Origin of the sequence: Stieleria neptunia (genome assembly GCF_007754155.1) — a bacterium.
GTDB lineage: Bacteria > Planctomycetota > Planctomycetia > Pirellulales > Pirellulaceae > Stieleria > Stieleria neptunia.
In genome coordinates this window covers 2,589,146-2,609,461 of sequence record NZ_CP037423.1, presented here as the reverse complement: position 1 = coordinate 2,609,461, position 20,316 = coordinate 2,589,146, and the positions used below count along the sequence as shown (strand labels likewise).

The following is a 20,316-nucleotide window of genomic DNA, read 5'->3' as shown; positions in this document are numbered from 1 at the left end:
CCTGAATCCTTTTCCGCGGCTTGGGAACATCCAGACAACGGTGGTTAGTAGAATAATAAATCAGAGGGAGAATTGCGCGGGCATGAGTGTTGGTGTGCAGGCTTCAGCCGCTGACTGTCGCTGCGAAGCAGCGACCGGGAATCGCCTAAAGGCTAAACACCAACGCGTGCGGTGACATGGTTTATTTGTTTTCTGACTCAAGTGGTAAATGATGCGTTTTGTGATGATGGTTGGCCTGGTCGTGTTTGCGTCGTCGCTTCAATCGGCCGAACAGGACAAGGCGAAATCTGCGCTGGAGGCGATCGAGAGTAATCGGGGCGGTCGGCATTGGGTCGAACAGGAAACCGCGCCGCCGAAATCGCCGGCCGATTCGCTCAGCGCGATCCGAATCGAACCGGGCTATGAAATTTCTCTATTCGCGGCCGAGCCGCTCGTTCGCGATCCCGTTGCGATCTGTTTCGACCGCCACGGGGACATGTACGTCGTTGAATACGGCGACTATCCGATCGGCCCCGAAGACGGCGGCGATCCGCTTTCAAAAATCGTGATGTTGGAAGACAGTGACGGTGACGGTATTGCCGACCGCAGACACGTTTTTGCCGACAAACTGGATTTCGCCCACAGCATGATGGCCTACCAGGGAGGCTTGCTGGTCGGTGCCAAGACGAAGGTGCTGTATCTGAAGGATACCGACGGCGATCACGTCGCGGACGTCCGCGAAACCGTCTTTGACGGATTCACCCCCGCGCATCCGCAAATGCAAATCGGCAACCCACGCTGGGGAATCGATAACTGGGTGTACTTGAATTACGGTCCCGGCAAAATCACTTCGGCAACCGATCCGGATTCGGCCGTGGCGCTGCCGCGCAAGGATTTTCGCTTCCATCCCCAGACGATGGAATTTGAAGCCGACAGCGGGATGGGACAGTTCGGCAACACCGTCGACCGTTGGGGGCATCGGTTTTATTGCACCAACCGCAACCCGATCATCACGACCTTTCTGGCGCCAAACGTCATGGCGCGAAACCCGTTTCACATCGTCAGCGCCCCGTACTACGACGTCGCTCCGTCCGGCGGACAATCACACGTCTTCCCGCTGGTCGCGATGAAGAGCAACTATCTGTCCCACGCGGGAACCCACACGTCGGCCTGCGGCACGACCGCGTACACGGGTGACCTGGGCGACGAAACGTTTCGCAACAGCGTGTTGGTTTGCGAACCGATCGGCCACTTGGTGACACGATCGATCGTCGACACCGACTCGCTGAAATTCACGGCAAAGCGTGCGCAACCGAAAAGCGATTTTGTCGCTTCGGCCGACACCTGGTTCCGGCCGTCCAGCCTGGCCACCGGTCCCGACGGGGCGCTGTACCTGGCAGACATGTATCGCTTGTGGGTGGAACACCCAAAATTTCTGCCGCCGGAAATTGCCGCGAAGCTGGACTGGCGGGCCGGTGACGATCGCGGACGGATTTATCGAATCGTCCCCAGCGGATCGGCCGCGCGGCCATTCACCGCGCCGGAGTCAGACGCCGATTGTGTTGCCTTGCTCGCCGACGACAACGGATGGCGACAGTTCCTCGGTCAACGATTGTTGGTCGAACAACAGGCGACCGGCCAGGCGGCGAGTCTGCGAAAACTGCTTGCGTCTGAGGCGCCGACGACACGTTTGCACGCCCTCTGGACGCTGGACGGATTGTCGGCGATCAAACCATCCGACGTCCTGCAGATGTGTTCCGACACGAACGTGCATTGCCGCGTCGCAGCGGCGAAATTGGCTGGCGGCATGATCGATGTCGACGCCGTTCACGACAGGCTGATCTCGCTCGCCGGCGACTCCAGTCAACAAGTCCGTTTCCAAGTCGCCTTGTCGCTCGCGGACGACGAGTCTGAGCAAGCCACCTCGGCGTTGACTCAACTGGCGCGACGCGACGGACACGACAGCGCCTTTGCCGACGGATTGCTAACGTCGCTCAAGCAGCGATCCGGTGCAGTGCTTGTCGGGCTGATGGATGACGATTCCTTTCCCCGCTCGGGTGACGCCGGCACGTTGGATTTGGTCCGAAGACTCGCCGCAGTCGTCGGCGCCCGCGGTAATTGGTCGGAACTGCGGTCCGTGTTTGAATCACTCGGCAGGGACGGTAGCGAAAACTGGTGGCGTGCCGCGGCGATCGCCGGGATCGGGGACGGGCTGCCGCGTTATCGTGGCGATCGAGGGCGGATGACATTGCCGAATTTGATTGCGAAGCCGCCTGCCGAATTGGGCGATTCAATCGTCGAATTGAAAGCGGTGTTTGATCGCAGCGGAGAAATTGCGGTGGATCCCGAACAGGCTGTTGCGGATCGTGTCGCGGCCATCGAACTGATGGCCTATCAACCCTTTGATGCCGCCGCCAGAACGTTTGCCGAGTTGCTCTCCAGCGGGCAACCGGTGCAAATCCAATCGGCCTGTCTGGAGGCGTTGCAACGAAACGGTTCGGCCGGGGCGGCGCAAATTGTTTTGGATCGATGGACACAACTCGGGCCGTCGGTCCGCGGCACGGCCATCGCGTTTTTACTGCGTCGGACCGAATCCACACGCCTGACGCTTGATGCGATGAGCGAGGGAAAGATGAACCCCTCGGCGCTCGGCATCGATCAACGCGTGCGATTGCTCAAGCACGCCGATGAAGCATTGCGGGATCAAGCGACGAAATTGTTTGGCGGAGTGGTTTCGCCGAACCGCCAGAAAGTGGCCAAGGATTACGAGGGCGCGCTGGCGATGACGGCCGATGCCGCCCACGGCAAACAGGTCTTCACGCGGGTCTGCGCCAGTTGTCACCGAATCAGCGGCGAAGGCCATGAGACGGGTCCCGATTTGACCGACGTCCGCAATCGCTCCAAACCGGCGCTGCTGTACGACATTCTGGATCCCAACGCCAAGGTCGAACCGCGTTTCACGTCGTATTCGATTCTGACGGCCGAGGGCTCGGTGTTCACGGGACTGATCGAATCGGAAACCAGCGAAGCGGTGATCTTGAAGATGGCCGAGGGTAAAACCAAGACGATCGGCAGGGCCGAGATTGACCAAATGAAAGCCAGTGACGTGTCGTTGATGCCCGAAGGCATCGAGAAAGACATTTCGCCCCAACAGATGGCTGACTTGTTGGCGTATTTGAAGGACCGTTAGCAACACACGGAAAATCAGTGGGATAGGCTTCCAGGCTCGTCAATGCTGAAATGACGAGCCTGGAAGCCTATCCCACTTGGCGGCTCAGGTATTCGGAGTTCACATCGACGAATCGCAGATTGCGGTGTTGGGCTTTGCTGATCCCGATCCGCTTGGTCGCTCGGATGACCGGGGCGCGCTGAGACGAATCGGTGAACACGCCCAACCGTTCGTCGCGGACCAGACATCGGCCGTCGTCGCTGCGATCGATTTGCAACGCCTGGCACAACATCGCCGGGCCGCGAGTCAATCGGCGGACGTCGTCATAGCCGCGGTGGCGACGCATGACATCGAGGCCCCAAACCGGTTCGATGGCTCGGATCAAGACCGCGGCCCCCTGGTCGGCCGGTTGGGTGACCGCGTTCAAACAGTGTTTCGCATGGATCGGATAAACGTACAGCGTCCCGGGATCGGAAAACATCGACGCATTGCTGGCCGTTTTTCCTCGCGCCGAGTGACTGGCCGGATCGCCGTGGTCCAGATACGCTTCTGTCTCGACGATCCAGCCGCCCAGCCATTGACCATCGACGTGATGAAGCAGTGCTTTGCCGATCAATTCTCGCGCCACGACCGCCGTCGGCCGGCCGTAGAACGCTGCGTCGAGGCGATCGGAAAGCAACCGGGTCGGTGGCGAGAGACGTTGGACCATTCAAGACATTCGATGAAATGACGCTGTGAATTCGACAGGCCGTGAAACAATCTATACCGCGGGTTGGATTTTCCCCATCTGCCGACCGCCGATCAATGGTGGATTTTTGCGTGTGGTCGAGGACCGAATCGTGGAGATCGGGGCGCTGCGCGATGGCGACTACCGAAGCCAAGATGTCGTGGATCTGGGCGAGGTGGCGGTGCTTCCCCGAATGGTCAATGCGCACACGCACTTAGAGTTTTCGGATTGCCAGACTCCGATCGGCCGCCCCGGAATCGCATTGGCCGAGTGGATCGGCAGCGTCATCGCTGCCCGCGGAGTGGCAACGGCTGAGGAGCGTCAGGCCAACATCCGCGCGGGGATCGCCGAATCGGTCGCCGCCGGCGTGGGATTGATCGGGGACATCGCGACCACACCCTGCACCTATCCGAGCGACGCGGGCGCCCGCATCGTCTCGTTTGCCGAAGTGCTGGGTTTGAGTGACAACCGAGGTCGCGAGCGATTTCAATCCGCCCAGGCACACGCAGAGACATTGGCGGCAAACCCGTCGATTGACTTCGGCGTCAGCCCCCACGCGCCCTATTCGACGCCGCCTGAATTGATTCGCCGCTGCGTCGATTTGGCCAAGCCGTCCGGTGCCGCATTGGCGATGCATGTTGCCGAGTCGCCCGACGAGCGCCCGCTACTGCGACGGGGCAGCGGGCCGTTTGCCGACGCCCTCCGCGGGGCCGGCCTGTGGCCCGAGGGGCTGTTTCCCTGGCCCGGCGCGCAGCCGCTGATGGATCTGATCGGCTGGATCGCCGAAGCGCCCAGAGCGTTATTGATCCACGGCAATGATCTTCAAGACGATGAAATCGAGCGAATCTCTCGGCACCCCCAACTGACCGTTGTCTACTGCCCGCGAACGCACCACTTTTTCTCTCACCCCCGTCACGGCGTCCAAAAACTGCTCGACGCGGGGATCCGAGTCGCCATCGGTACGGATTCGCGGGCCAGCAACCCCGACCTAAGCGTCTGGAAAGAAGTGCAATTTCTGCTCGATCATCGGCCGGATCTCGATCCGCAGGCGGTGCTGGAAATGGCGACACTGGCCGGATCGGATGCCTTGCTAGGCGCCGGATCTCAATTTGGGAGAATCCAACCCGGGCGGATCCGTCACCAGCCGCTGGTTTTGGTTCCCACGACCGCCAAACGCCTGAATCAGGTGTGGCGGGATTTCGCAGCCGGGGATTTGTCGTGCACGGACCTGCCCGGGCGGGCATAATAGTTCCAAGTTTCAAGTTCCAAGTTCCAAGTTCGGTTTGTTGCTTTATGTATCTTCGTTTGGCTTCGCGATTCCTTTTCGAAACCGACAAGCGATTGCTTGCCAAAGCGGCGTGGACGCTTGGAGTGAAGGGACTTTGGAGTGTGCACAAGCACAAGCGGCGGCTGAAACGCGGCGAGTTCTTTCCGCCGTTTCTGTATCTGTCGGTGATCAACAGCTGCAATCTGCGCTGTCAGGGTTGTTGGGTCGACGTGGCCGCCAAACAACAGCGGATCGAACTGGATGCGGCGAACGAGACGATTCGGCAAGCCAAGGCGATGGGCAACAGTTTCTTCGGCATCTTGGGGGGTGAGCCCTTCATGCACAAGGATCTGCTAAAAATCTTTGAACAGAATCGCGACGTCTATTTTCAAGTGTTCACCAACGGTCACTTCATTACCGACGAGGTGGCGGCGGAATTAAAACGGCTGGGCAACGTCACACCGCTGATCAGCGTCGAAGGATCGGAGATCATCAGCGACGAGCGACGGGGTCGTGCCGGCGTCTTGAATCAAACGATGGAAGGGCTGAAGACTGCACTGAAGCACAACCTGTTGGTCGGCGTGTGCACGAGCGTTTGCAAGTCCAACATCGATGACCTTGTCAACGACGCCTGGGTCGATCGCTTGATCGAGATGGGGGTGATGTATTGCTGGTTCCACATCTATCGACCGGTCGGTCCGGAATCCAATGCCCAGCTGGCGCTCAACAGTGACCAGCAACGGCGCGTGCGACAGTTCGTCGTGGACACCCGCGCGACCAAGCCGATCATCGTCATCGACGCCTATCACGATGACGCCGGAAACGCTCTGTGTCCGGCCGCGACCGGGTTCACCCACCACGTCGGCCCCTGGGGCGACCTCGAACCCTGTCCGGTGATCCAGCTGGCCACCGAATCGATCCACGATGATCGTCCGTTGGCCGAAACGTTCAATCAGTCACAGTTCTTGAAGGAGTTCCGATCGCTGACGGCCGAGCACACACGCGGCTGCGTGATCATGGAACGCCCCGACCTACTGGTCGAGTTGGCCGAAAAGCATGGTGCCCGCGACACGACCGCTCGGGGCGCGGTGATCGAGGAACTGAAAAACGTCACGCCGCGGCGGAGCCAGTTCCAACCCGGTGATGAGATTCCCGAACGGAGCTTTGTTTATCGCTGGGCCAAGAAGTACGCCTTCAACGATTTCGGAACCTACGCACGGCACTTCGACGCCGCGAAGTATCGTGACCCGGACAAAGATGCCCCGGATAACGAGCCGTCCAAGAGTGAGTTGCCGGTGCTGCAGTAAAAAGGTAGGTCACGCTGTGCGTGACGATTAGCATGCACCTCAACACTTGTTCCCAGGCTCCGCCTGGGAACACACTGTCTTGGAGGCTCCGCCTCGCGATCCACCGGCTTCGCCGGTAAGGGTGGCAAGCAGGATGCTTACCCCACTGTGTGCGTGACGATTGGCATGCACCGCATGCCCTACAGCTGAATCACCTGCTCTTCGTTGACCGTTTCGGCGTGGGATTCGCAGCTTGCGGCCAGTTCGATCTTGGCGTGCCAGCGGCCTTCGGCGTCACCACGGACCAACCAGTGCGGCTGCACGCAGACGCTTTGATGCACCAGTTCAAACCCCGCTTCACTCTGGCTGACCGTTTCGACGGGGAAGGCCCAGATGCCGCTGGGGCGATCCAGCTTCATCGACACGTCGATCCCCAGCCAGCGATCCGAAAGCGATAACTGTGAGGCGTGTTCCAAATCCAGCTTCTCGCCGAGTTGCCCGAGCTGCTGGCCGTCTTGGTCGCTGAAGTAGCGATCGTCGGCACCGGAAGGCAGCCCGGCAAAATTCATCTCGATCGCGAAATGCAGATCCCGATCTTGCGGCAGGTTTTCCAGCAGGTAGGTGATCTCCAACGCATCGCTTCCGCTGACCATCGTGACGGCTTTGGTCAGCACGATCGGGATCCCCCAGGCGTTGCCTTCGCGGCGCATCTGGACTTGGACGCGGTCGGAACCCCGACGCAGTTTCGCCTCAAACGGAAGTTCAACGAAATCGCCGCGTTCCATCGCTTCGCCGCGGGCGACCGATTCCAGATCCGTGTCGACGTCATAGAAGTGGTCCATCAAACTCTTTCGCGGGTAGCGATCGTATTGCAACCGCTGGTCCAGATCGGCTTGTTTGAACACCACGCGGTCGTGGATACTGGCGACGTTTTCGCCATCGACGTTCGGACCGGCAAGCACTTTCTGGTGATAGCTTTCCGAACGGCGCTGCAGCGTTGCGAGCAGATTGTGGCTGATCTCACGCACATCCAATTCATAGATTCGACCGCCGCGCCCCGGCGCGACCCAGACACACAGCTTGTCGTTGCTCAAGCGGACTTCCTGCAGCCCATCAAAGTCGTAATCGTCGGCGGTCGCCTGGACGGCACCGGATAGCTCGCCGGTCAGTTTGCTGAGCAGATTGTCGGCCGTGATCAGGTGTTGATAGACGGCGTTGCGGAGGTGCGGCAGATAGATCCCACCAAACGCTCCGTGCCAGTAAGGGCAATTGCACTGGCCGCGGTAGAGATGATCGCGAATCACCGCCAATTGCCCGGCATCGATGCCGGCCGATTCGGCATCGGCCAGACGGCGACTGACGTGCATCATCCGCGCGTACATCTCGTTGGTTTCTTCGTACTTCGATTTGAAGTTCCGCCAATACCCGCCGCGGACAAACGTTTTGAGATCATCCCAACGTTCGTGGGCATCCAGTGTGTGGGTCACGTCATCGAGCATGATCTGTGACTCGGTCGGCAACGACCACTCGGTCATCTCGCGATAGCTGCAATCGGGCAGATAGATTTTCCCCACCGGTGCGGTGCGGTTGATCGCTTCGCCCAGCGCGACGCTGTGCAACCACGAGGCGTTTTCTGTTAGGGCGTTGAACAGCGATTTCAACCAGCCCCTCTCGTAGACGTGCACTTTGGTGTCGGGCCAGGTGCCAAATTTCTCGCCGTCATCGCCAAACGTCAGCACCGCGCCGGGGGCTCGCTCGGCCACGCTGCGACAATAATCGATCGTTGCCTGGACCGGCTGAAACGGGATCGTGTAACGCAGATGTTCCGAACCGGGAAAAATGCGTAGCAGTCGCCCGTCGTCTTCGGTGATGAAGTAACCGGTCAATTGATTCTCATCAACGCCCGCGGCGCGGAAGTGATAATCATCCAGCACGGTGTAGCGGATACCGGCATCGGCGACGTCACGCGTCAGCGTCGATTCCCAAACCCGCTCCGGCGTCCACATCCCGGCCGGCGTGCTGCCCAAATGCCGTTCCAGCCATCGTCCGTACGCTTCGATTTGGCCGATCCGATCCCGCGAAGGCAGCATCGTCAAAATCGGCTCGTATTGCGGACCACCGACGATCTCGATCCGTCCCGCTTCGACCAACAGCCGCAACCGATCGAGATACTCCGGATGTCGCTCGGCCAGCCACATCATCAGCGGTCCCGACGTGTGCAGCGAAATCTGCAACTTGTCGTAGGGCTCAAAGACATCCAAAAACGGTCGATAGCTATCTTGGTATGCCTGCTCAAACACGCCGTCAAAGTTTCCGATCGGCTGATGATTGTGCAAAACCAAGCAAAGATGAACGTGAGCAGACATGTTCGCAGGAGTTAAAGTCGTGAATTGGTAGCAACGATCGACGACACCGTGCGTTGTCGCACCGTGTGAGGAGTCAACCGGTTTGCCGGACGTGATTACTGAGCGAATTGTATGAAACGAGTGGACGTTTCCGAATGGCCAGCCCGGACCGATCCGTCCGGTTGCACGAAATCGACCAGGCGCTGAAGCAAAAGGTTTCCCAGTTTGGACTTCTTCCCCTAATCGTTAACGGCGACCCACCGCTTCTATCGGCATGACCGTAGGGGCTAACAACAGTCAGAATCGGCAAATTTTCACAGCGATTGTTGCCCCACCGCCCGGGCATACCAGCCGTCTGGGTGGTGTAGGTGACTGTGCGCGCCCTTGCAGTGGCTCGACAGCGGAAGAATTGATGTGGGGGGCCTCAGTCAATGCCACTTACTTTGGCATCAAGCAGGTGGTTTATGTTAGCGGCAGGGCGCGAGCCCTCCGGTCTTTCACGTTTTTTTTGAAGCGCGACCGGACGGCTCGCGGGCCGTCGAATTTGTGAGCCGCGACGCGTAAGCGGCCGGGCACTGCGACGCTGCCCGAGGCCTGACGGCCAGCGGCTCACCAGTGTCTCAGCAGATCCCGACTCAATCGACAGCCCGCTCGCGCCGTTCCGCTCACACCCTAAGAGCCAAAGTAGATGGCATGGGGCGCGAGCCCTCGAGAGACACATTGGAAAATGCGTCACCGCGTCAGCAGAACGTTTCGCGGATCATGCCGTCTGGCGATCTCGCGGTAACGCAGCGCGGCGGATTCCGGCAGCAGTGAATTGATCATGCAGTCACAGCTCCATTCGAATCCGGCGGTCTTGTTCAACCGGGGAAAGACATCGAGCGACCACTGAAAGGCTTCGGGCTGTTGGCACCCGGGAGGGCAGGTGTGCAGCAGGTAATTGAAGGCTTTGCCCGGGAACGCTTCGTTGACCCAGCAGAGCACACGCCACAGGAAACTGGACAACTGGTCCAGGGACGTCTCGGTCATCTGATCAAAGTGGGGCTGATGTTCCAGGGACGTCATGCGAATCATGCCGCCGAAGCGGCTGGAGAACGGGCAGAATGCGACAAACGAATCGGTCCGGTCGATCACCCGACTGCGTTCGGCCAATTCGGCCCGCAACAAATCGCAGGCGAGCGTGCATCCGGTCCGTGCCCGATGGTGCTCGCAGCGGAGCAACGTGGTGCGGACATGGTGCGGCATCAGGCTGGTGGCGATCAGCTGGCTATGGCTGTGTCGCAGCGATGCGCCGGCCTCGGGTCCGCAATTCTTAAACACGCTGATGTAGTTGATCCCACGGACCTGTCGCCAATGACGAATCCGGTCGCGAAAGGCCAGCAATGTCATGTAGACCAGGGCAGGGTCATACTGCGTGATCGACTCGGCGTGCAGCGAGGATTCGACCACCACTTCGTGGCCACCGACCACATCGCTGATCGGAAACAGGTTGTGTCGATCGCCGTGGTCACCTTTCTCGGCATCGCAGGGGCTGACCGCCGGGAACTTGTTGGGCACGACACGCACGTCCCAGTTCTGCTGTTCCCCCGGAACGACCTCGACCACCGGTCCGGCAAAGCGGGTCGCCGCGCTATCCAGGGGCGTCGTTCCCTGGTCGCCCAATTTGGCCGACCAGACCGCTTCGGGGGTGCGGTTCTCCGCACCGACACAAAATGGACAGGCTTCATCGACCGCCGGGACCTGGACGGCGGGAAGTTGGACCGCCGGGTGCTCCGCAGCGATCGCCTGCTTGGTCGATTCGTAATCGTTGGGACGGAGATCGCGTTTGGGCGCAAAAATCGTCCAGTCGCCGGTCAGCAAGTCGCGCCGCGTGTGTGAGGTCGCGCTGCTGCCCCGATAGGCAGCCGCTTCTTGACGGCTTTTGGTATCGGCATCGGAGCGTTTGAGTGAACGCATGACCGAACGCCGTGCCGGTCGTCCCGGCCACATCGCTTCGGTCTCGCCGGCCGAAGCCAGACGCGTGTCGGTGTCGATGGTCACCGGCTTCGCTTGATATTCTGAGACCGCTTCGCTGACTTGATGGGGCAGATTTGATTCTGCCGAGACGATTTGCGGTTGTGGCTCAGAATCGGAAGACATGCGTCGCAGCAGGGGTAGGTTGGGATTGGTGAGGATGCCTGAACACGGGTGCTGCCACCCTTTGTCTGTCCATCAGCCTCTCGTCCACTTGAGCCGTCCCAAGTCATCCAGATTGGGAGTGCTGTTTGCGGACCCGACTTTCCTCACTCTACCAATTTCTGAGCAATTTCCAGTCTTCTCTGGCCAAAAAAATAAAATCGTCTGCCGGCCCTCATTTTGGCACGAGAGGCTTGCCCCTCTTAAGGGAAACTGCGTTGTCGTAAAGCTCTACATACTGGTATGCACTTTTCCTCCAAGACCAGTCAGCGTCCATCGCCCGCTGCACCAAATTATTCCAAATTTTTTGATCGTGATATCGCAATTTCAAGGCTCGACCGATCGCTTCGTCCAGTCCGCGCGGGGAAACCTCGCGCAGTTGGAATCCGGTCGCCGTTTCGTTGGACAAGGTTTCGGAAGTCGTGTCGACCACCGTATCGGCCAACCCGCCCGTCGCGGTAACAATGGGTATCGTTCCGTAACGGAGACTGTACAGTTGATTCAGTCCACAAGGCTCGTAGTGACTGGGCATCACAAACAGATCCGCACCGGCTTCAATCCGGTGCGCCAAGGCGTCGTGAAAGCCGATGTGTGCGGCGACCTGCTGGGGCGCCTGTGCCGCCAACGCGGTCAACTCGGCTTCGATCTGTTTGTCACCGCTGCCGAGTATCATCCATTGCGTCGGTCGGCCTTCTTGAACATGTTGCCGAATCACCGGCAGAATCAAATCCCATCCTTTCTGTTCGGCTAAACGCCCCACCAACCCGATCATCGGCACGTCGGCTGATTCTTCGAGCCCGAATTCGAGCTGCAGCGAACGCTTGTTGGCGACTTTTCCCGAGGGCCAGTTGTTGGCGTCGTAATTTGCGCTCAGGTGAACATCGGTCGCCGGATTCCAAACGGTCTCATCGATCCCATTGGTGATGCCGGTCACTCGCCCACCCTTTGACGCAAGCACGCCATCCAGACCACAGCCGTGCTGGGGCGTACAGATCTCCATCGCATAACGCGGACTGACGGTGGTGACATGGTCCGCGCTGACGATTCCGGTTTTCAGAAAGTTGAGCTGTCCGTAGTACTCAAAGGACTCGTGGGTGAAGTGTTTCCAATCCAAGCCCGTCCAGCCGAACGCGTCACGATGAAACTGCCCCTGGTAGGCCATGTTGTGAATGGTCATCAAGGTCGCGGCCTTGCCGAGCGTCCCGAAGGCTTTCGGGGATGCCTGCAGCAACGCGGGGATCAATCCGGATTGCCAGTCGTTGCAATGCAGCACATCGACGTCCATCTCGATCCGCGACAGGGCGGCCAGCGCGGCGCGGCAAAAGAAGGTGAAGCGTTCGGCATTGTCCCGATAATCGCCGAGTTCGTCCCCGTAGAGTGATTCGCGGTCGAAGTACTGGGGCTGGTCGATCAGCCAAACCACCACGTTGCTGTCCGGCAGCAGACACCGCAACAGCCTTCCCCCCACCAGCTTTCCGGGCGACATCGGGATGGCAAAACTGATATCGGTCGTGTCGATCTTGAGACCGGCCCGGTAAACACTGCGAAACGCCGGCAGAATCACGGCACAGCGATGTCCCAACGCGGCGACTTCGCGGGGCAGCGTGCCGCAGACGTCGGCCAGCCCGCCCGTTTTCGCCAACGGTACTGCTTCGGAAGTTACGTAGACAATATTCAAAACTTGGTACCTGAGTCGGAGCCGGACGTCACCCGACAGATGCGGGTCACGGCCGAAGTTAATTCAACGGGCCAAGGATTTACAGCGTTCCCACCCACCCGTGTGGAATTATTGGTCGCAATTAACGGTCGAGCCGCAAAGCGCGGGGGGCCAAGACGCCAGAATTCCCCCGCATCAGCTAAACTTTCAGGTAAACAGTTGTAATCTGGTCTTCTCGTCCAAATCAGTAGTTGTGTTGCCTGCATGTCGATCGCACAGAGCGAATTCTGGTCTCGTTTGGTCCAATCCGGGCTCGCCGATGCGGGGAGTTGCCAACGGTACTCGGCCGCGTTCGAACAGTCGCCGGACAAATCGACGGGCGAGGACGCCAAACCGCTGGCAGCCTTTCTGGTCCGCAGCGGCGTTCTGACCAAGTTCCAGGCCGACGAGTTGCTTCAACCGCAAGCTGCGACGCTGCGAGTCGGTTCGTTCGTGATGACCAGCGACGCGCCGACCGCGCCGTTCTCTCACTGGATTCCCGTCCAAACGCCGGTGACCGAATCCGCACCGGTCCCGCGGTACGGATTCCTGCTCCGCGTCCCCCTGGCCAGTCTGGATGAAACGCGACGCGGCTGGCTGGCCGTGCATAGCGAAATCCAAGCGGAATCGCTGCAGGCGATCGAATTGTCCGGCGGCGCCCAAGCGGGAAACGCCGAGCAAACCGTCGAGATTTTTGCGCCGCTCCCCGACGGCACCTCGCTGCTGACCGTGCTGCAATCCAAGCCACCCCTCAGCCCCCGCAAGACCATTCGCATCGGCGTCGATCTCGCCAACGCACTCCAAACGCTGCACCAACCACTCGACTCCGGATGGGTGATGGCACACGGGGCCGTGGCCGCCGACCACGTCTGGGTGACGCCCAAGGGGCGCGCGATCCTGCTCCGCGACCCCTCCTCCCCCGCCCGATCGCCGCGCGGTGACCTTTCCACCAGTTGGATCGAACGCATTGAGCCGCCTGCGCTCTACGCCGCACCCGAGCTGGCCGATCCGGCCGCCATGCCGACCCCGGCGTCGGATGTCTATTCGTTGGGATGCTTGCTGTTCTCGTTGCTGCTGGGACGCCCCGCCTTTTCCGGCGACGACGACCGAGACTTGTTCGCCGCCCACAACGAAGTGCTGCCACCGGAACTGATCGAGGCGGTCGAACAAGGTGCCGCCGGAAATCCGCTGCTGCGCGTGCTCGCCTACGCGATGGCAAAAGACCCCGCCGCCCGATTCGGATCCGCCGGAGCGATGGCCGAAGCGCTCGCGCGAGCCGGTGAGCTGCTCGACAGCCAACCGAAACCCACCCGCCAACCGAAACCGAAACCTCGGAAGACACCCTCGGCTCCACCGGCCGACGTGGCCTCGCCGCCGCCGGTCGAAGCCCCGTCCGCTCCGCCGGTCGAAGCCCCGTCCTCTCCGCCGGTCGAAGCGCCGACGCAAGCAGCCCCCGCCCCGACTCCTCCCCAGCCTCCGGCGATCGAGCCCCAGCCGCCGCGCGATCAGCCGCCGTTAGCGCCCGCAGCAGCAGCGCCCGCACCGGCAGCGGGAGCACCTGCGGATCGAGCCCCCACCGAGAAAGCCCCCACCGAGCAGGCGCCTGCGACAACGGAGTCGGCAACCGACCAGCCGGCGACGCCCCCGAGACGGAAGCGACGCAAGCGCAAGAAGAATCGGATTCCGATCCTGGCCGGCATGATGATCGTGCCGCTGATGATGGTGGGGCTGGCCATCGTGCTGCGCGGACGCGGCCCCGTCAAACCGCCCGCCCGACCGCGGCCCAATCCCTCGATCGTCAACCGCGTCCCAGAAGTCCGTGAGTCAAGACGCGAAGTGCCCAGCGACGAGCCGACGCTCGTCAATGGCTATGAAATTGTCGACAGCGATCGCTTGCTTTGGGTGCCACCCTATGCCGCCGATTCCCCACCGCCCTCGTTGGAGCTTTTGCCACCCGGGCCGGCGGTGATCGTTTCGATTCCCCTGGCGCGGGTCACGGCCAGCCCTGATGCGCAAACGTTGACGACGACCTTCGATGCCGAGCTGTCACCGTTGATCGCCATGATCGAACAGCGTGCCGGCGTGACGCGGGACCAAATCCAGCGCTGTACCGCTGCCCTGTTCCCCGGCCAGCAGGGGTGGCCCGAAGTCGCCTTGGCGATCGACTTGGTTGCACCGGTCGAATTGGACGGCTTGAGCGAAAAATGGCAAGCCTTGAAATCCCGCACCGACAAGGGCGTGATCCTCTACGCCGGCGAAGACCTGGACGGGGATGCGTATTTCGTCGGCGGCGGCGAAAAAGGGAAACCGCCCGAAGATGGCAAGGTCCAACGGTTCGCCATCGCCTCGCTGGATCGCATTCGCGAGGTCGCCGAAACCGAAGGCGCTTCGATTCCGTTGGTCCGCAGCATGCAAACCCTGTGGAATCAAACGAGTGTCGACAGTGATCTGGTCGCCCTGGTCACCCCCAACTTTCTGTTCGCCGACGGCCGCGAGATGTTGGCATCGTCGTTGCCGGAATTCAGAGACCCTCTGAAACGCTGGCTGATCCCCGATGTCGCCGCGTTCTCCTTCGCCGCGTCGGCACAGGACGGTGCGCTGTATCTGGAATTGCGCGAACTGCCCAGTGGCGGCGCGACCGCGGCGACGCTGCTGAAGTCACTCAAACAAACCGCCCAAACGTGGCCCGATTGGGCCGACAACTTCATTTTGAATTCGGTGCCCGACCCCTCGTGGCGCTTGTTGGCCACCCGCTTGCCGCTGATGTTGCGATTCGTCAATGAACAAACACGCAGCACGATTCTGGGCGAAACGGTCGTCGCATCGACTTACCTGCCCACCGATGCCGGAACCCAAGTCGCGTTGGCCACATTCCTGGCCATGAACACCGAACCCGGACAAGAAAGCCTGGCCCAAACCCCGACCGCAGACCCGCTGACGGTGGACGAATTGCTGGATCGCCCGATGTCGGTTTCGTTCCTGCAACTTTCCCTGCAGTTCGCCGTCGATGCCGTCGTCGATGAATTCAAACAATCCCTGCCGGCCGGGTCCACGATGCCGGGCGTCCGGATCATCGGCGCCGATCTGGAGAAAAATGGGATCACCCAAAACCAACAGATCCGCAACTTCCAACGCGATGAACAACCGCTGCGAAAGGTGCTGACCGACCTGGTCTTGGGCGCCAATCCCGACAAGACGGCGACGGGTCCGAGCGATGAAAAACAATCGCTCGTTTGGGTCGTGCATCCGAAGGGGAAACCGCCCGAGGAAACCGAGATTCTGATCACGACCCGCGATGCCGCGAAAGACAAGTACGAACTGCCGGCGGAATTCCAACTCGCCAGCCCCTAGTGGCGTAAGCTTCCAGCTTGCGATCCGTGCCTGCAAGGAACGCAGAGTGCTGACGCACTCTGGACGGCAAGCTAGAAGCTTACCCCACGTTTATTCGATCAGATCCAACAGGGCGTCGACTTTGGCTTCGGCGGGATCGATCGAGGCTGAGCGTTGGGCTTGCAAGACGCTGCTTCGCCAATGCTGCTTGGCAATCGCCGTCGTCGACTCCGCGGTCGCCGCTTGTCGCGGCCGCAGGTGCAAGTCCCAGCCTGCCGTTTCGGGGTCGACGCCGACCACATAGTCGCCGGGAGTGACCAGTGTCGACTTGCTGCTGCCGTCACCGAGTCCGCGATCGAAATCGATGCGTGCCGGCCCGTCCAACCGATGCTGCATCACCGTGCCGGCTGCGGCGATCTGCGGCTGACCATTGAGCAGGTAATGGAACGCTGCGGGCGAATGATTGGCGTCGATGCTGACTTCCACAGCGGTCTTTTGACGAACATCCCAGCCGTCTTGATCGACCACCCAGCGATACATGCCGTCGTTGATCGTGTATCGCTTGACAACGCCTTTCCCGTTTTGAAACGCGACGACAAACGATTGGTCCAACGGTACCATCTCACCCGGGGCAAGCGTGATCTCCAACGCGTCGTCACAGACAAAGCTGATCGGTGCCGTGTTGATCTCGGGGCTGTAGAGCACCACCGCTGGAATCCCTTCGGGAAGCTGCATGTCGGTGACGGCATTGCCGCCGGCTGCCAAGCTGACGCCCAGCAATCCCGTGACGGCTTCATCCGGCGCATCGCTCTTGGCCGCCGCTTCGGCGATCCGCGCGAACAGGTCGTCGCGGCGCTGAGCCCCCAGCACTCGCGCGATCTCGCTCAGCACGCCCATGTTGCGGATGTTCTTGGCGCGCTGGGCAATCACCGCGATCTCATTGCCGCTGAGCACCGACCCCGTGACGCCGGTCAGTTCACTTCGCAACGCTTCGATCGCTTGCGTCAGCGTTTGCCGGTCGGATTCCGGCGGCAACGCCGCGATCCGATCGGCAGCATCAGCCGCTTTGAAGAGGGGCGACCAGGATTGGCCGGTCCCCGTGGCGGTCAGTGCCGATTCGTGGTTGACCAGCAAGGCGGCGCGAGCGTTGTCTCGATGCTCGTTGTGCGCGAGGTTGCGATAGTCGCGGCGCAACGCTTCCACTGTCGAATCGCCACGCGATTGGTCAAGGGATCGCATCACGGCTTGGTCGAGCTGGTTGGCGATTTGGGTCGCTTCGGCGCGTATCACTTGACCGGTCAATTGCGGGCCTGCGGAAACGACATGGGTCAGTGCCATTTCGGTCGGCGACGGGTTGGGCGAAACCGACGGTCGCGTCACGATTCGGTTTTCCGGCGGATCAACCGGCGGCGGAGCGTTCGGCGCCGGGGCGACGTCGGATGGCGGCTGACTTTGGTACGAACCCGAGGGGACCGTTTGCGAAGAGGGCTGGGAACGGATGACTTGCGGCGATCCCTGACGTCGTGAAGGACGCGTCGGCACTCGACCGCCACGTCCGGGAAGCATTCCGCCTTTTCCGAATCCTCCGTTCAATCCCTTCTCCAGGATCTGGCCGCCGGCACGATCCAGGATGACAGGGCCGACCGCCGGCAAGATGATTTTCCCCAACGCTTCGCCGATGATGTCCTGCCCCGAAGAAGCAGACGGAAACGCGGTGAGTGTTCCAGCGGCAGCCAGAAGACAAAAGATTTTGTGTCGTCGATTCATCTCATCGCGTCATCGTTGGAGGATTCAGTGGTTCGGAAAGACTAGCTCAGAAACCAGCGACGTGGCGTCCGAGCGCTTGGGCAACGCTGTGAAGCATTTTCCCTTGTGTTTCTTGAGGTTTTAGCGGCAGGGCGCGAGCCCTCCGGTTCTCCATCTCTGCCAAAACACCGGAGGGCTCGCGCCCGACCGCTAAAAAATGCGTCACTGCATCACCGGCCGCCCCCTTCCATTGTGCCCGATTTCAGATCGCCGGGGGGGATTAATTTTTGCCCCCGACACCACCAGCCCACCGATAGCAGCGCGAACCCGCCGATGGGGAGCAGCAAAACATCCGTGGGTCCGCGCTGCCATCGGTGGGTTTTCTCCCTGAGGATCAAAATCGCAGGGACAGAGAAGTCGTGCTACTTTGACGCCAAGCAGGGTGCTTTTTGTTAGCGGTAGGGCGCCAGCGGGCTGTCGATTTAGTGAGCCGCGCGCCGCGTAAGCGGCCGGGCACTGCGACGTTGCCCGAGGCCTTACGGCCAGCGGCTCACCATTAACTCAGCAGAACCCGACTAAATCAACAGCCCGCTTGCGCCCTGCCGCTACACCCTCGCAAACCACAGGAAAGGAATGCGCTACAACGTTGCCCCTGGGGGCCGCGTTTCACCGTCCCGGGCGATACGGGTTGAACAACAGATAATTCAGATGGCGATACAGATCGCTGTCGCTGAGCAATTGGGAATGGTTTCCTTCGCCGGCGAGATTGGGGCCGTTGAGCAAAATCACGCGATCGGCCGTACGCAATGTTTGCAGCCGTCGTGGCAGCATGACGACCAACGATCCTTGGTCGACCAGTTTCTTGATCGCCTTCAAACACGGATCATCGGCCAGTTGCGCGTTCGGTGCCGGCGGTTCGTTGACCAGCAAGATCGGCGGGCGATGCAACAGCGCCCGCGCCAGCCCGATCCCGTAGGTCGCTTCGGTCGACAACGAGAACCCTTCGACCGATGCATACGTCGAAAGCCCCTCAGGAAGACGCTGGATCTGTTCATACACATCGACTTCGCGTAACGCATCGACGATGTCCGCGTTGCTGATCGAGCCGCCGCTTCCGGCCGACAGGTTCTCTTCGATCGTCCCATCCCACAACGGCCCCGACGGTTCGATCCACATCACATTCTTGGCCAGCGACGCGGGGTGCACTTCCAACAGCTTTAGCCCATCGATCCGCACCTCGCCCGAGCCGGGGCGTCCAAAACCCATCAACAATTCGACCATCGCTTGTGGGGACACCGAATCGGTGCCCAACAGCGTCACCAACGACTTGGGCGTGAACTCCGTCGTGATGTGATTGAGGATCGCTTGGCCGTGGGAATCGACCAGCGTCACGTCGCGAAACTCGACGCCGTCGCGCAGCCCCGCCAGACCGACCCGCTGTTCCGACGGGGTCGCTCCATCGCTTTTTCGCAAGTACGCATAGACGGCATCGCAGGCCGTCCCGCTGGCACGCAACCGTCGGCCGAGCGTCTGCAATCGCCAGACCCCCGACACCGCGCCGGCCAGCGACAACCCCAACACCACCGCCGACGAAAGACTCAATCCGGCATCGGTTTCCAGCAGGTTCAAGCCCAAGCCGATGACCATGATGGCGGTGGCCGCCGACGCGGCTAAAAACAACAGCGGCCAAACGCGTCCCCGATGGGCGTCGTTTTCCTCCAGTTTCTGATACAGCTGATCCAGCTCATGCTGAAACGACGCTTCGGCGATCCCTTGCGCCTGCAAGCGAGCCATCTTGGGGGCGCGACCGACCAACGCCGCCATCTGGGCGCGCAACTGCGGCAACTCCCATCGCCCCGCTTCGTCGGCGTCACCGCCACGGACCTGACGATACAAACGCCACACCATCACACCGCTGATGACCGCAACGATGGCCAACCAGATATGAACCAGTAACGCCAGCGACACACATCCCAGCAACAAAAACAGGCTGCGGGGCAAGGAACGATACCAAAGTGAAAGCCCGGATTGGACCGACGGCAGGTGTCGACCGATCAGCTTCTGAGCGTTCAACGATTGCGCAGCGGCGCCTTCCAGCTCGGCGCGTCGCACGCTCTGTTTCAAGACTTTCTGATGCAACGACTTGGTGATCGCCGCGGCACGACGATCCGCCAAGCGGCGATGACGCCAAACCGCAACGCTCAACACCACCGCCATCGCAAACGACAGCGAGGTCAGCTGGGTCAGCTGGACCAACGGCGGCTGATCGACAAACGACGCCGGCAACCGAACGTACAGATTGACTCCCAGCCGCACCGTCGATTGGCTCAGCTCTCCCGACTGCAGCAACAGCGAAATCAAGCCGACGACCAAGACCACGCACGGGACCAGCAGCCCGGCGAGCGTCGCCCAAAATAACGAGAAGAGTTTGCCCGGGCCCGCCTCCGGTTCATGACGGGCCGCCGAGAGGGTGTGAAAACGATTCAAAGCAACGGCTCCCCGATAATAAACGCCACTGAGTCTGCGGGGAACGAAACGTCTGTTGATCGAATCCGAGGGTTCCCGCAGTGCGTCCGGCGTTTGCCGCCCTGCGAAA

At 60.8% G+C, this 20,316-nt stretch carries 10 protein-coding genes; 4 read left to right on the top strand and 6 right to left on the bottom strand.

Annotated features, from left to right (window positions below):
* Nucleotides 1-208 precede the first annotated feature (208 nt).
* Entirely contained in the window at nucleotides 209-3,169 is a 2,961-nt protein-coding gene (locus Enr13x_RS09115; protein WP_145385717.1) for a PVC-type heme-binding CxxCH protein, read from the top strand.
* A 67-nt stretch (nucleotides 3,170-3,236) separates the two neighbouring features.
* On the opposite strand, the gene Enr13x_RS09110 is transcribed toward Enr13x_RS09115, so the two are convergent.
* Nucleotides 3,237-3,857 carry a DNA-3-methyladenine glycosylase gene (locus tag Enr13x_RS09110; RefSeq protein ID WP_145385715.1) on the bottom strand — a complete coding sequence of 207 codons (621 nt, stop codon included), beginning with the start codon at nucleotides 3,855-3,857 and terminating at the stop codon, nucleotides 3,237-3,239.
* Nucleotides 3,858-3,882: 25 nt separating this feature from the next.
* On the opposite strand from Enr13x_RS09110, the gene Enr13x_RS09105 reads away from it, so the two are divergent.
* Together Enr13x_RS09105 and Enr13x_RS09100 are read left to right on the top strand one after the other, a co-directional pair.
* A complete protein-coding gene (locus Enr13x_RS09105; protein ID WP_231744174.1) occupies nucleotides 3,883-5,121 on the top strand; it encodes an amidohydrolase family protein in 1,239 nt (412 codons plus the stop codon).
* A 47-nt stretch (nucleotides 5,122-5,168) separates the two neighbouring features.
* Complete coding sequence (locus Enr13x_RS09100; protein WP_197455886.1) at nucleotides 5,169-6,449, top strand: radical SAM protein; 1,281 nt, start codon at nucleotides 5,169-5,171, stop codon at nucleotides 6,447-6,449.
* A 179-nt stretch (nucleotides 6,450-6,628) separates the two neighbouring features.
* Here Enr13x_RS09100 and Enr13x_RS09095 read toward each other — a convergent pair whose 3' ends face one another.
* The 3 genes from Enr13x_RS09095 to glgA all read right to left on the bottom strand — a co-directional run bounded on the left by Enr13x_RS09095 (nucleotide 6,629) and on the right by glgA (nucleotide 12,626).
* Nucleotides 6,629-8,794: an alpha-amylase/4-alpha-glucanotransferase domain-containing protein gene (locus Enr13x_RS09095; RefSeq protein ID WP_145385713.1), complete on the bottom strand. Its 2,166-nt coding sequence runs from the start codon at nucleotides 8,792-8,794 to the stop codon at nucleotides 6,629-6,631.
* Nucleotides 8,795-9,505: 711 nt separating this feature from the next.
* Nucleotides 9,506-10,912, bottom strand: a complete 1,407-nt coding sequence (locus tag Enr13x_RS09090) for a galactose-1-phosphate uridylyltransferase (protein ID WP_145385712.1) — start codon at nucleotides 10,910-10,912, stop codon at nucleotides 9,506-9,508.
* Nucleotides 10,913-11,123: 211 nt separating this feature from the next.
* The gene (glgA, locus tag Enr13x_RS09085; RefSeq protein ID WP_145385711.1) at nucleotides 11,124-12,626 is read right to left on the bottom strand and encodes a glycogen synthase GlgA; all 1,503 of its coding nucleotides are present in this window, start codon (nucleotides 12,624-12,626) and stop codon (nucleotides 11,124-11,126) included.
* 243 nt (nucleotides 12,627-12,869) lie between these two features.
* Here glgA and Enr13x_RS09080 point away from each other — a divergent pair, with 243 nt between their 5' ends.
* A complete protein-coding gene (locus Enr13x_RS09080; RefSeq protein ID WP_145385710.1) occupies nucleotides 12,870-15,995 on the top strand; it encodes a serine/threonine-protein kinase in 3,126 nt (1,041 codons plus the stop codon).
* 90 nt (nucleotides 15,996-16,085) lie between these two features.
* Here the strand turns inward: Enr13x_RS09080 and Enr13x_RS09075 are convergent, their stop codons facing one another.
* Together Enr13x_RS09075 and Enr13x_RS09070 are read right to left on the bottom strand one after the other, a co-directional pair.
* Nucleotides 16,086-17,741 (bottom strand): hypothetical protein, encoded by a 1,656-nt coding sequence (locus Enr13x_RS09075; protein WP_145385709.1) that lies wholly within the window; start codon nucleotides 17,739-17,741, stop codon nucleotides 16,086-16,088.
* A gap of 645 nt (nucleotides 17,742-18,386) precedes the next feature.
* Nucleotides 18,387-20,207, bottom strand: coding sequence for an ABC transporter ATP-binding protein (locus Enr13x_RS09070; RefSeq protein WP_145385708.1), 1,821 nt, complete (start codon nucleotides 20,205-20,207; stop codon nucleotides 18,387-18,389).
* Nucleotides 20,208-20,316: the final 109 nt, after the last annotated feature.

Coding starts and splice junctions, on each gene's coding strand:
- Enr13x_RS09115 (WP_145385717.1), top strand. CDS start 209: ATGATGCGTTTTGTGATGATGGTTGGCCTGGTCGTGTTTGCGTCGTCG.
- Enr13x_RS09110 (WP_145385715.1), bottom strand. CDS start 3,857: ATGGTCCAACGTCTCTCGCCACCGACCCGGTTGCTTTCCGATCGCCTC.
- Enr13x_RS09100 (WP_197455886.1), top strand. CDS start 5,169: ATGTATCTTCGTTTGGCTTCGCGATTCCTTTTCGAAACCGACAAGCGA.
- Enr13x_RS09095 (WP_145385713.1), bottom strand. CDS start 8,794: ATGTCTGCTCACGTTCATCTTTGCTTGGTTTTGCACAATCATCAGCCG.
- Enr13x_RS09090 (WP_145385712.1), bottom strand. CDS start 10,912: ATGTCTTCCGATTCTGAGCCACAACCGCAAATCGTCTCGGCAGAATCA.
- Enr13x_RS09080 (WP_145385710.1), top strand. CDS start 12,870: ATGTCGATCGCACAGAGCGAATTCTGGTCTCGTTTGGTCCAATCCGGG.
- Enr13x_RS09075 (WP_145385709.1), bottom strand. CDS start 17,741: ATGAATCGACGACACAAAATCTTTTGTCTTCTGGCTGCCGCTGGAACA.